At 72.4% G+C, this 12,261-nt stretch carries 11 protein-coding genes and 1 pseudogene; 10 read left to right on the forward strand and 2 right to left on the reverse strand.

Annotation, left to right across the window (positions count from 1 at the left end):
• Positions 1-9 precede the first annotated feature (9 nt).
• The gene (locus tag AC559T_RS35620) at positions 10-1,512 is read left to right on the forward strand and encodes a serine/threonine-protein kinase (protein WP_498871506.1); all 1,503 of its coding nucleotides are present in this window, start codon (positions 10-12) and stop codon (positions 1,510-1,512) included.
• Between the two features lie 7 nt (positions 1,513-1,519).
• On the opposite strand, the gene AC559T_RS35625 is transcribed toward AC559T_RS35620, so the two are convergent.
• Together AC559T_RS35625 and AC559T_RS35630 are read right to left on the reverse strand one after the other, a co-directional pair.
• The gene (locus AC559T_RS35625; RefSeq protein ID WP_498871507.1) at positions 1,520-1,750 is read right to left on the reverse strand and encodes a hypothetical protein; all 231 of its coding nucleotides are present in this window, start codon (positions 1,748-1,750) and stop codon (positions 1,520-1,522) included.
• Positions 1,751-1,942: 192 nt separating this feature from the next.
• Positions 1,943-2,887: pseudogene (locus AC559T_RS35630) on the reverse strand (AraC family transcriptional regulator); the annotation flags it as partial.
• A 45-nt stretch (positions 2,888-2,932) separates the two neighbouring features.
• On the opposite strand from AC559T_RS35630, the gene AC559T_RS35635 reads away from it, so the two are divergent.
• From AC559T_RS35635 to AC559T_RS35675, 9 genes are all read left to right on the forward strand, one after another.
• Positions 2,933-3,814 (forward strand): NAD(P)H-binding protein, encoded by an 882-nt coding sequence (locus AC559T_RS35635; RefSeq protein WP_498871508.1) that lies wholly within the window; start codon positions 2,933-2,935, stop codon positions 3,812-3,814.
• 83 nt (positions 3,815-3,897) lie between these two features.
• Complete coding sequence (locus AC559T_RS35640; protein ID WP_498871509.1) at positions 3,898-4,260, forward strand: FG-GAP repeat domain-containing protein; 363 nt, start codon at positions 3,898-3,900, stop codon at positions 4,258-4,260.
• A 58-nt stretch (positions 4,261-4,318) separates the two neighbouring features.
• Positions 4,319-5,038: a DUF6597 domain-containing transcriptional factor gene (locus AC559T_RS35645; RefSeq protein ID WP_498871510.1), complete on the forward strand. Its 720-nt coding sequence runs from the start codon at positions 4,319-4,321 to the stop codon at positions 5,036-5,038.
• 10 nt (positions 5,039-5,048) lie between these two features.
• Positions 5,049-5,921 (forward strand): hypothetical protein, encoded by an 873-nt coding sequence (locus tag AC559T_RS35650; RefSeq protein WP_498871511.1) that lies wholly within the window; start codon positions 5,049-5,051, stop codon positions 5,919-5,921.
• Between the two features lie 78 nt (positions 5,922-5,999).
• Positions 6,000-7,136 carry a Fic family protein gene (locus tag AC559T_RS35655; protein WP_498871512.1) on the forward strand — a complete coding sequence of 379 codons (1,137 nt, stop codon included), beginning with the start codon at positions 6,000-6,002 and terminating at the stop codon, positions 7,134-7,136.
• Positions 7,137-7,307: 171 nt separating this feature from the next.
• Positions 7,308-9,467 (forward strand): protein kinase domain-containing protein, encoded by a 2,160-nt coding sequence (locus AC559T_RS35660; RefSeq protein ID WP_498871513.1) that lies wholly within the window; start codon positions 7,308-7,310, stop codon positions 9,465-9,467.
• Between the two features lie 22 nt (positions 9,468-9,489).
• Positions 9,490-10,458, forward strand: coding sequence for a class I SAM-dependent methyltransferase (locus AC559T_RS35665; RefSeq protein ID WP_498871514.1), 969 nt, complete (start codon positions 9,490-9,492; stop codon positions 10,456-10,458).
• Between the two features lie 131 nt (positions 10,459-10,589).
• Positions 10,590-11,639, forward strand: a complete 1,050-nt coding sequence (locus AC559T_RS35670) for a DnaJ domain-containing protein (protein WP_498871515.1) — start codon at positions 10,590-10,592, stop codon at positions 11,637-11,639.
• Between the two features lie 430 nt (positions 11,640-12,069).
• Complete coding sequence (locus AC559T_RS35675; protein ID WP_275078515.1) at positions 12,070-12,201, forward strand: hypothetical protein; 132 nt, start codon at positions 12,070-12,072, stop codon at positions 12,199-12,201.
• The last annotated feature ends 60 nt before the right edge of the window (positions 12,202-12,261 follow it).

Below are 12,261 nucleotides of genomic sequence, written 5' to 3' on the forward strand. Positions count from 1 at the left end.
GGGTGGGCCGTGCTGAGCCCGCTGACCGACTCCGACCCCCGCGTCATCGGCCCCTACCGGCTGTACAACCGGATCGGCGCCGGCGGGATGGGCATCGTCTACCTCGGGTTCAGCCCCGACGACCAGCCGGTCGCGGTGAAGGTCCCGAACCCGCAGCACGCCACCGACCCGGAGTTCCGCGCCCGGTTCCGGGCGGAGGTGTCGGCGGCGCGGGGCGTGCTCGGCCCCACCGTCGCCCGCGTCATCAACGCCGAGGTGAACGGCCCGCAGCCGTGGCTGGCCACCGAGTACGTGCAGGGCCCGAGCCTGAACGCGGCGGTGAACGACGGCTGCCCGCTGGTCGACCGCCAGCTCGACGCGCTCGCCGTCGGGCTGGCCCAGGCGCTGGTCGCCATCCACCAGGCCGGCGTGGTGCACCGCGACCTCAAACCGGCGAACATCGTGATGTCCTGGTCCGGCCCGAAGGTCATCGACTTCGGGGTGGCCCGCTCCGCCGACTACAGCGGCTACACCCGGGCCGGCGAGGTCGTCGGCACCGTCGCCTGGATGGCGCCGGAGCAGATCAGCGGGCAGACCGCGGGGCCCGCGGCGGACGTCCACGCCTGGGCCCTCTGCGTCGGGTTCGCCGCGACCGGCCGCCGCCTCTTCCGCGGCGACACCCAGGAGATCGTGGCGCTACAGATCAGCTCAGCGCGGCCCGACCTGAGCGACATCCCCGAGCGCCTGCTCCGACCGGTGCTCGCCGCCCTGGACAAGTCACCGCACGACCGCCCCGACGCCCACGCCCTCCTCACAATGCTGACCGGAGACGGCCTGCGCGCGGAGCTGGCCGGCGAACGTCGGACAGCCAGCGAACGTCGGATGGCCGGCGCCGGCCCCGAGGCGGACGCCGACGCGACCCGGGCGACGGCCTCGATCGGGGCGGGCACGAATCCGCCCCCTGTCATCGCGCACGTTCCCGACCCCCGCGATCGCCCCGGCCCACCCGCCACTCCCACCTCATCCGGTTCCGCGGCGCCAGCCGGCTCCCCCAGCCAGCCCGGCTCCGACTGGCAGCGGGATCCTGTCGAACGACCGAGCTCCGCGACGCTGCCGGTGCGGTTCCTTCTGCTGCTGCTGGCCGCGGTGGGCCTGGCGGGCGCCGCCCTGCTCGGGGCCGCCGCGGCCGGTGTCGCGGCCGGCGTCACCGGGCCGGTCGGCGCGGGCGCAGTCGCCGCGGCCTGCGCCCACGCGCTCGCCCCGGCCCGCGGACGGCGCGCCCTCACCACGGTTCTCGCGGCCGCCGTCGGCGCGGCGGGCGGTCTCGTGCTCGCCCGGCTCGCCGGCTTCGGCGCACCGCTACCCGTCCTGACCGAAATCGCGACGGCCTGCCTGCTGGCGAGCGCCGTAGCAGTCGTGATGGCGGGCCCGCCCGGCACCCCACACGAGATGCCCTCGCCTCCAGGCGACCGACCGAGCATCGAGGGTCCGTCTGAAACCGCGGTTCCTGAACCGGAGCGGCGGCCGAGGTAGCTACCGATCAGGAAGTCCTGTCTCCCGGACTGCGTCCCTGATGGCTGTCTCCGACTCGCCACTCGACGAACACCTCGCCGAGGTACTCCTTGGTCTGGTCGGTCAGATAGCCCCGGACGTCCTCACCGAGTGGCCTCAGCGCGTGTGTGAGAACTTCCGGATGCAGCCCGGGTGCCGGGCAGATGAATACGACCAGGATGCGCAGGGCACGAAGAAGATTTTCATTGGTCAGACTCAACGGCGGCACGGCGTTCTTCAGCGCCTCGAATCTCCGGCCAGAGATCCCGGGTCAGTGGGCCTTTCCGCGTAACGGCCGACTACCTAGGGTCGTCATTTGGCGCGGATGTCGGCTCGCGTGCCGGACGGGCGTGGAGTGCTGGCTGTCTGGGGGCGTCGGTGGCCTGCTGGGCTCGTCCGATCCGGCTGTTTGGGTACGGAGAGCGAAGCTGGCACGGTGCTCGGTGGGGGTTATGTCGCGGAGACGCTTGAAGGCGACGCTGAGCGCGAACGCGTTGGCGTAGCCGACCTTTCTGGCGATCGAGGCGACAGTGGCTTCGGTTTCGCGCAGGAGGTCGGCGGCCAAGGCGATGCGCCAACCGATCAGATAACCCATCGGGGGTTCGCCCATCTCGGCAGTGAAGCGGCGGGCCAGGATGGCGCGGGAGACTCCGGTCTTGGCCGCGAGCTCCGCGACCGTCCAGGGGTGGGCCGGGTTCTCGTGCATGAGGCGGAGGGCGAAGGCCACGACGGAGTCGCCCGTGGCGCGGTACCACGTTGCGTGGTTGTTCTGCGGGTGGTCAAACCAGGCGCGCAAGGTCGAGACGAGGACGAGATCCAGTAGGCGGTCCAGGACGGCCTGCTGCCCGGGCTTGTCCAAGGCGGTTTCCCGGGCCGCGACCTCCAGCATCGGCTGGTCGCGCGCCGCCTCCTGGATCACCAGGAGGCGGGGCAGCGCGTCGAGCAGGCGTTCGCTGATGCCGCCCGTGCCCTCGTAGGCGCCGCTGAGAAGCAGGGCGGAGCCTTTTTCGGTGACGCCGCAGGTCCGCGGGCCCAGCCCGATGCTCTCACGCACGCGGGCGCGGGCTGTGTGGGCACAGTAGTCCGCACTGGTGATCACCCGCTGTGGTGAGGCGGCGGACGGGTCGTCGGTCACCGTGTAGGGCTCGGGGCCGCTGATGACAGCGATATCCCCCGGTCCGATCGCCACCGGGTCGTTGCCGGCGGAGACGAGCCACGCCCGGCCGTGCAGCATGGTGACCAGGCTCAGTTGGGCACCGCTCGTGTAGCGCAGGGACCAGCCCGCAGTCATGACGGTCCGGGTGATCAGGGCCCCCCGTGCCCGCACCCCGTCCAAGAGACCTGTCAGCGTGTCCACCCGGCCAAATATAGACGCACAGAAATCGAAACGAGCGTCGGAGACATGGTTCGGATCTCGAGCGCAGGCTTGACTGGCCGCATGACTGAGCATCCGATTCTGGTCACCGGCGGCACCGGCAAATCCGGCAGCCGAGTCGTATCCCTGCTCAAGGACAAGGGCGTTCGGGTTCGTGTGGGGTCGAGGTCAGGCGAGCCGCCCTTCGACTGGACCGACCGCAACACCTGGGACGCCGCGCTGGAATCGGTGGAGAAGGTGTACGTCGTCCCGTTCGACGGTGAGTTGCTGACGCGTCCGTTCGTCCAACGGTGCCAGGAACTCGGGGTCAAGCGGGTCGTGCTGCTGTCCGGGCGCGGGGTGGACGTTCTCGGATACGCGGGCGAGAACAATGCCGCGGGCAAGACGCACATCGACGGTGAGGACGCCGTCCGCGCCTGCCGTCTGGAATGGACGATCCTGCGGCCTGCCTGGTTCGCGCAGAACTTCAGCGAGGGCTTCTTCCTGGACGCGGTGCGTTCCGGCGAGTTGCGCCTGCCTGCCGGCTACGGCGCGGCGAGCTTCATCGACGCTGAGGACATCGCCGCGGTCGCGGTCGCAGCTCTCATCGAGAACGGCCACGCCGGCCGGATCTACGAGCTGTCCGGCCCCCGCGCGGTGACGATCGCCGAGGCAGCGGCCACGATCTCACAAGCCACCGGCCGCACGGTCCGCTACGTGCCCATGTCACCGGAAGACTTCGTCGCCGAACTCGTCGCGCAAGGTTGGCCCCAGCCCGACGCCGAGGACTACGCCGACGCAGTCAGCCCGATCCGACGCGGTATGGACAGCCACATCTCCGACGGCGTGCAACGCGCACTGGGCCGCCCGCCCCGCGACTTCAGCGATTTCGTGAGAACCGCCGCGGCTGCCGACGCCTGGCCGAGCTGACTCCCCGTCGACACACCACATTCGGCCCCGCACTGGGCCGGATACTCAACCATCCCGCCGGTGGTTCTCGTCACCCGCCGACGGTGAAAGCCTGGCTCAACACCGTCGGCGGCAGCAGCGGTGTCTCCTGGACCGCCCAGGGCGAGATCGCCGCCGAGGTCGGCGTGCCCGGTTCCATGGTCACCTTCGCCGACATCGACGGCGACCTCCGGGACGACTACCTGATCGCCAACGACAGCGGGCGGATCTGGGCCTGGCTGAACCGGCGCGGCTCCGGCGGCGCGGCCTGGGCCGCCCAGGGCGAGATCGCCACCGGCGTCGGGGTGGCCCGCGACCAGGTCAACCTCGCCGACTACAACGGCGACCGCCGCGACGACTACCTCACCGTCGACAACGCCGGCGTGGTGAACGCCTGGACCAACAACGGCCTGACCCGCAAGGGATGAGCACGCGGGTCCGCGGGCCGGCCGGCATGCCGTGTGGCCTCGTGGGTACGGTGCCGGGATGCCGGCTACCTATCGCGAGTACCAGCCGCCGGTCGGTCTGCGGCCGGTGGTGGCCTGCACGTGGGAGCACGAGTCGGACGAGGACCACACCCAGCTGGTGGTGCCCGACGGTTGCATCGACCTGATCTGGTTGTCCGGACGGGAGCTGGTGATCGTCGGCGCCGACACGGGTCCTCGCGGGGTGAGCCTGCCGGGGCACGCCCGGTCGTCGGGCATCCGCCTGCGCTGCTCCGCGGCCGGCGCGGTTGTGGGGGTGCCGGCGTCGGAGCTGCGCGACCGGCAGGTCGACGCGGCGTCCGTGTGGGGTGAGCAGGCCGTGGGACTACAGCAGGCCCTCCTCGTCGCCGCACCCGCGCGGCGGCTGGAGCTGCTGGCCGACGCGGTCGACCGACGCGGCGCACGACCGGACGTGCTGGTGGCCGCGGCCGCGCGCGGGCTCGCCGTGCCCGGGGCCCGCGTGGCGGATGTCGCCGCCGAACTCGGGGTCAGTGAGCGTCAGTTCCACCGCCGCACCCTCGCCGCCGTGGGCTACGGGCCCAAGATGCTCGCCCGGGTCGCCCGGCTGCGCCGTCTGGTGGGGCTCCGCGACGATTCGCTGTCGTCCCGCGCGTTGCGGGCCGGCTACGCGAGCCAGGCGCACATGAACGACGAGGTACGTCGGCTGACGGGCAGCACACCGGTCCGATTTCTGAAAGACGCCGCGCTGAGCGCTGCCTAGCGTGGCGGCCATGCCTGTTGACGTCGAGTCCGCCGAGCGGTTCATGCTGGCCAACGCCCGCCTGCTGGATCGTCACCTGCTGGCCGTGCTGCTGCACGACGCTCCCGTGACGCCCGTCCTCGACGCGTTGCGTGCCTACCGAAACCCCGACGGCGGCTTCGGTCACGCGCTCGAGCCCGACGTCCGCGCCCCCGGCAGCGAACCGGCCGCCACGCTGCACGCGCTGGAGGTGATCACCGCGCTCGGTGAGCTCGCCCATCCGATGGTCGCCGAGGCCGCCGCCTGGATCGCGACCATCGCGGATCCAGATGGTGGCGTTCCGTTCGTCCTGCCCGCCGCCGCGGCGTATCCACACGCGCCCTGGATGGTGCCCACCGAGGGCGGGTCGCAGCTCACGTTCGGGATCGCGGGTGCGCTGTGGCAGGCGGGTTCCCACGAACCCTGGCTGCGGCGCGCGACCGAGTGGTGCTGGGCGACGTTGAAGAGCCCGGACGAGCTGAGCGGCTACCTGCTGAAGTTCGCCCTCGGCTTTCTCGACCAGGTTCCCGAGCCGGCCCGCGCCGCCGCGGTGATCGAGGATCTGCGCCCCCGGATCGAGCCTGACGGCTCCATCTCTGTTCCCGGCGGAACCGAGAACGAGCGGATCACCCCTCTCGCCCTGTCGCCGAAGCCAGGCGGGCGCAGCCGTGCTCTCTTCACGGACGACCAGATCCAGGCTGATCTCGACCTCCTGGAAAAGGGACAGCGCGACGACGGCGGCTGGACGTTCGACTGGCTCGGCTGGTCACCGGGACAGTCCGTCGAGTGGCGCGGTCTCGTCACGCTGCAAGCGCTGGAGATGCTCACCGCGCACGGCCGGATCACGCTGCCCCGCGCCGTCTGACAGCTGAGCGGCAGGCCACGCCACACAGGTCACCCCGACTCGCTCGACGTGATGACTGTATCAATCTATCGTTGATGCATGCTTTATCCCACTCCGGCCCTCGGGCCCGCCGACGATCAGGTGCTCGGCGAGATCGACGGCCTGCGGGATGCGCTGCGGCACCAGATCCAGACCACATCGCCGAAACGGACTGACGGGCTCCGGAAGTTCCTGACCGCCGACGCCGTCGCGGCCTCGAACTCCATCGAGGGTTTCAAGGTGTCCACGATCGACGTCCAGGATCTGATGACCGGCGAGCGGGATGTCGAAGTCTCGGACGAGAACCGCGAGGAGACTCTCGCCTATCAGCGGATGATGACGTATATCCAGACGCTCCACGACGCCGAGGACTTCAGCTACAGCAGAGGGCTGCTCAACGCGCTGCACTGGATGCTGCAGGGTCACCGGCACACCGTGCGCAAGCCGGCCGGGCAGTGGCGCCGGGGCCCGGTCTACGTCACCGACGCCCGCGACCCCAGCATCGCGGCCTATACAGCCCCGGGCGCCGAGGGCGTCCCCGCGCTGATGGACGAGCTCATCGGCTGGCTCAACGCCGCCGACGGCGCCCATCCGCTGGTACGGGCAGCAATGGCTCACCTGCACCTGGTGTCCATCCACCCCTGGGCTGACGGGAACGGCCGGATGTCCCGTTCGCTGCAGACGCTCATGATCGCCCGCGAAGGTGTCCTGGCCCCGGAGTTCTCGTCCGTCGAGGCGTGGCTCGGCCGGCCCGGTAACACCTGGGAGTACTACCGCGAACTCAGCGACCGGGGCGCGACGTACCTTCCCGACCAGGACGTCTCCAGCTGGATCCGGTTCAGTCTGACCGCCTACCACCAGCAGGCCCAGACCGTTCAGGGCCGGCTCGACCGCTCCGGGCGGGTATGGGGGGCGCTCGCGGAATTCACCGAGAGCACCGGTCTGGACGAGCGTGTGGTGAGTGCCCTGCACGATGTGGCCATGGCCGGGCGGGTCCGCCGCTCACGCTACGAGCAGGCCGAGGGCCTGAGCCTGCAGCAGGCGCAACGCGACCTGCGCGACCTCACGACCGCCCAGGTCCTGGAACCGGTCGGCCGAACCCGGGCCCGCTATTACCGGGCGGGCTCCCGCTTCCCTCAGTCGGCGCTTGACATCGCGGGCACGCCCATGACGTTGCGAAATCCGTACACCAGCTGACGAGCGATCCGCGGGCCGGCCGTGGCCACCCGCCGGCCGTGGCGACCGGCCGCTGTGGTCCGCCGGCACGGTGTCAAGGCCGCGAGATGTCTACGATGTGTCCTCGCGTCCCGGTCCGGGCGCCGGCCTGAGATGCTGACTCCGGGCGATGGGTGCGGCCGAGGGGGTCAGGTGGCGGTCGGTCCGGATGGCGCACGGGTCGTGGCCGGTCGTTACCGGCTGGTGGCACGGCTCGGAGCCGGTGCGATGGGAACCGTCTGGCGCGCCTTCGACCAGGTCCTGGAGACCGAGGCGGCGCTCAAGGAGATCGAGTTCGCCGGTGGCGTGCCCGACTACGAGCGCGCCGAACGGGTCGAGCGGGCGCTGCGCGAGGCGCGGCACGCCGCCAAGCTGCGCGGCCACCCGCATGTGGTGACCATCCTGGACGTCGTCCTCGAGGACGGCCTGCCGTGGATCGTGATGGAGCTCGTCCCGTCCCGGTCGCTGTTCGAGGTGGTGCGCGACGACGGGCCGATGCCGGTGCCGGAGGTCGCCCGGATCGGCGTCGCGATGATCGACGCGCTGCTCGCCGCCCGCGCCCAGGGAATCGTGCACCGGGACGTGAAACCGTCCAACGTTCTGATCGGCACGGACGGACGCGTGGTGCTCACCGACTTCGGAATCGCCACCGGCGACGGCGATCCGACTCTCACCGTGACCGGAGTACTCGGCACCCCGCTGTACATGGCGCCCGAGCGGCTGAACAACGCTCCGGCCACCTTCGAGGCCGACATGTTCAGTCTCGGGGGGACGCTGTACTTCGCCGTCGAGGGCCGCCCGCCGTTCGAGCGGGAGAGTTTCGGCGCGATGCTCGCCTCGGTGCTGCTGCACCCGCCGACGCCGATGCGGCTCGCCGGTCCGCTGGCGGACGTCCTGACCGGACTGCTGGAGAAGGAGCCGGAGCGACGGCTGCCGGCCGGAGCCGCCCGGTCGATGCTCGACACACTGATCAGGAGCGGGCTGGCCGCGGGCGGCGGTGGTGGCGGCGGAGGCGGAGGCGGCTCGCCCGCCGGCAGCGCGACCGCGACCGGTACCGCCGTCCTCGGGAACCGGGGCGGCCGTCCGGTCGTGCGCGCGGACGGGCTGGGCTGGCAGGCCCGCGCGGGCGATGCGGGCGGCCAGGGCGGCGTCGGATCCTGGCGGGTGCCGGGCACGCTGGAGGGCGAGCCGGAGTTCGGCAGCGGTCAGTTCCGACCGACCGGCCCGGCCGGGGAAGTGCCCCGCGTCGATCCCGAGGCCCCGACGACCCTCGCCGGCCTTCCGCCCGTCCATCCCGGCGGACCCGCCGCCTCCGAGACCGACTGGCACGACGGGAACGACGAGGCGGCGGGCCACGATGACGCAGCGGGCCACGGCGACGCGGACGGGCCGGTCGGCGCGCCGCCGCCGCCGGCCGGGGTCTCCGTCGTCGAGCAGGACGGCGCGCTGCTGATCACCTGGGAGCCCTCGCCGGGCGCCGAGACCTACCGGGTGATCCGGGTCGTCCCGGATCACTCCTCCGACGGCGGGCGGCGGGAGCGCAGTCTCGGCAACACCACCGCGACCGAGCTGTTCGACGCCGGGGTACCCAAGGGTGTCCAGGTGTGGCACGAGGTCGTCGCGATCGGGCCGAGCGCCGGCGGCGGTGCCCGGTCGGCGCCCGCCCGAAGCGCCGCCCGGGTGGTGCTGCCGCCGGTGACCGCGCTGCGCGCCGACATGACGGACGACGCCGTCGCGCTGTCCTGGCGTCCCGTGCCCGGCCGCGACGAGGTGATCATCGAGCGGACGCACGACGAGACGTCCTCGATGCGCGGGGCGATGCGCCGGTACCGCGGCTTCGGCGGGGCCTTCGTCGACAGCGACGTACAGGCGGGCGCGGTCTACCGCTACCGCGTGTGGGTGGCGGCGGGCGAGGAGTCGGACGGGCTGCGCCCGTCGGCCTGCGCCGAGGTCACCGCCCGCGTGATCGCCAGGCCGCGCGCCGTCGTCGACCTCGAAGCGCGCGAGACTCTCGGCGGCACCGTGCTGCGCTGGACGACCGTGCCCGGATCGGTGGTCCGCGTGTACGCGACCCAGGCTCCCGAGCAGGCGGGCCTGGCCGGGACCGGCCCGTTCGGGCCGGTGGACCGCGAGGTCGGCCTCGGTTCCCTGGAGGGCCGGGCCCGCCTCGTCGGCGAGAGCCGGCGGGGCCGGCTGGTCGACCGCGACGGCACCGGCACCGGCACCGGCACCGGCACCGTGGTCTACACCCCGGTGAGCATCGCGGAGAACCGGGCGGTGATCGGCGCCGCCGTCACCCACACCGCCCCGTGAGCTGTCGGGGCGCGATGCGAGCATGGCCGCCGTGAACATCTCCACCTCCGAGATCGACGCCCGCGAGAACGACAGCGCCGAGCACGGCGAGCAGGGCAGCGACAGCGACAGGATCGACAGCGACGGCCTTGGCAGCCATGGCCTTGGCAGCCATGGCCTTGGCGGCGACGAGCCCTCGACCGACGAGCAGGGCACCCGGCCCGCGTACGGGTACACCGAGATCGACTCCGCCGGCGCCCGCGCCGCGAACCGGCACTACTGGGATTCCGAAGCCCCCTCCTACTACGCCGAGCACGGCGACTTCCTGGGCGACGTCGACTTCTGCTGGAGCCCGGAGGGGCTGCGCGAGTCCGAGGCGCGGCTGCTCGGGGACGTGGCCGGCCGGGTGGTCCTGGAGGTCGGCTGCGGCGGGGCGCAGTGCTCGCGGTGGCTGGCCGGGCAGGGCGCGACCGTCGTCGCCACCGACCTGTCGGCGGGCCAGCTCGCGCAGGCGCGCGCGCTGAACGACCGCACCGGAGTGTCGGTTCCGCTGTTCCAGGCCGACGCGATCACGCTGCCGGTGCGCTCGGAGAGCGTCGACATCGCCTGTTCGGCGTTCGGCGCCGTCCCGTTCGTCACCGACAGCGCGGCACTGATGCGGGAGGTCGCCCGGGCCCTGCGGCCCGGGGGCCGCTGGGTCTTCTCGACCACCCACCCCTTCGTGTGGTGCCTGCCGGACGCCCCCGACGCCAACGGGCTAGTCGTCTTCCACAGTTACTTCGACCGCCGGGCGTACACGGAGCACTCCGAGACCGGCGAGCCGACCTACATAGAGGCACACCGGACGATGGGCGACCGCGTACGCGAGATCATCGCTGCCGGCCTGGTACTACTCGACGTCATCGAGCCGGAATGGCCTGAGGGTCACAACCGGGTGTGGGGCCAGTGGGGACCCCTTCGGGGGCAGTTCGTTCCGTCGACGTCGATCTTCGTCACGGCCAAGCCGGGCTGACGGCGACCGACCTTCGGGCCATCCGTGGTCTCGCTCACCGCGACCGCCGGCGGTCGACCCGCGAGATCCCGCCTACGGTGGGAACAGGTCGACGCGACGCCCCACTGCACGGGCGCCGGGAGGTGATCGCCATGCGTGATACGCCAAAAAGCCAGTCGGCCCAGTACTTGCGGGCCTCGATGTACGAGGTGCTCGGGATCGCACCCACGGCTTCGGACGAGGAGGTCCATGCCGCCTATCGGCGCGTGGTGAAACGCGCCCATCCGGACGCCGGCGGATCCCAACGCGCGTTCCTCCGGGTGAACGCGGCGTACCGGGTGTTGAGCGACCCCGGTATGCGGCGAGCCCACGATCTGTGGCTCGCCCATCTGCTCGACGCATATGACCAGCCGGGACGCTCCGGCGGCGCGCGCCCGCCCGGCGGGCGGGCCGCGCCCGGCGGGCGGGCCGCGCCCGGCGGGCGCCACCCCGCCGACGGGCGTCCCGGATCCGACGGACGAACGAACCCGGGCGGGCGCACGTCGCCCGGCGGGCAGGCGGACAACCCCGGACGGGGGGCTTCCGGCAATCGGGGCACCTCGGATGACCCGGCATCCCCCTCGGGGGGTGCCGCCCCGGGCCGGCGGGGAGCGTCCGGCCGGGCCTCCGATCAGAGGGGGCCCGGCAAGGGCACGGACTCCGCCAGCGGATGGGGCGAGGCCGGTGGCTGGGCCGCCACCGGTGGCTGGGGCGATGCCACTGCCGCTCCCCTACCCGAGGATGGCCGGGCGTCCGGCGGGCGGGGCAACCCGGACCGGCGGGCGCATCCGGGGCCGCGCGGGGCGTCCGGCGGGCGGCGACGCTCGCGCCGGCGCCCACCAGCCGACGCCGCCGAGTGGGTCGTGGGGCCCGACCAGGCCATGACACCGGACGGCGGCCCAGCCGGGCCGCCCCCGCACGAGGCGCCCGGCGGGGCCGAGACCTGGGCCACCTGGCCGGACGAGGACTACCCCACGCGGGGTCCCGGCCGGCGGGCACGGCGCAGGTACCTGGTCTCGATGGCGCTGTGCCTGGCCCTGTTCGTGCTGGCGGGCGCGGTGGTGCGGCTCTACTCCGTCCCGGTGGCGATGGGCATGATGCTGGCCTCGATGGTGATCCCGCCGGTGGCGGTCCTCGCGGTCAACGCCGCACGCCGCCGCTGACACGATTCCCCGTCAGCGGCCGCTCACCGGCTCGGGAGCCGAGTCCGGCGCGGAGTCGGGCGCCGGACTCGGCTCCTGCCTCCGTGCCGGACTCGGCTCGACTGCCTCCGTGCCGGGCTCGGCTCGACGCTCGTCTCCGGAAGCCGGGTGCGGCTCGCCCACGCCGACCGGGAGGACATCACCGGTCTCCAGCAGGGTCTTCAGGCTGGAGACCAGCGGTGGCCAGCCCTCCCCGATCCAACCTCGTGCTCTCACCCCATGCCCCCGCCCGCACTCCCGCCCTGGACTCCCACATCGGCACCCCTCGTCGGACGGTGCCGAAATCGCAGGTGTTATCGGCATGGTTCGGGGAATCCCTGCAACAGGTCGACGAACGGACAATGCGACCCCATGCAGGAGAACACCCGGGAACGAGCCGAAGGAGAGGGCGATGAGGTTGCTGCCAAGGATTCGCCGCGAGGCCCGACGCGACGTCAACAAGGCCGACCGTGCGGGAGCCCGCGGGCTTCGGCGGCTCCGCCGGCGCTCGCGCAGCCACGGGACGACCACCACCAGCTATTGATCGGCCGCCCCGGAACAGAAATACGCAATAACAGGGTGGGGGGGGGCCCCCCGCCGCCCG

Origin of the sequence: Frankia sp. Hr75.2 (genome assembly GCF_949319125.1) — a bacterium.
Lineage (GTDB): Bacteria > Actinomycetota > Actinomycetes > Frankiales > Frankiaceae > Parafrankia > Parafrankia soli.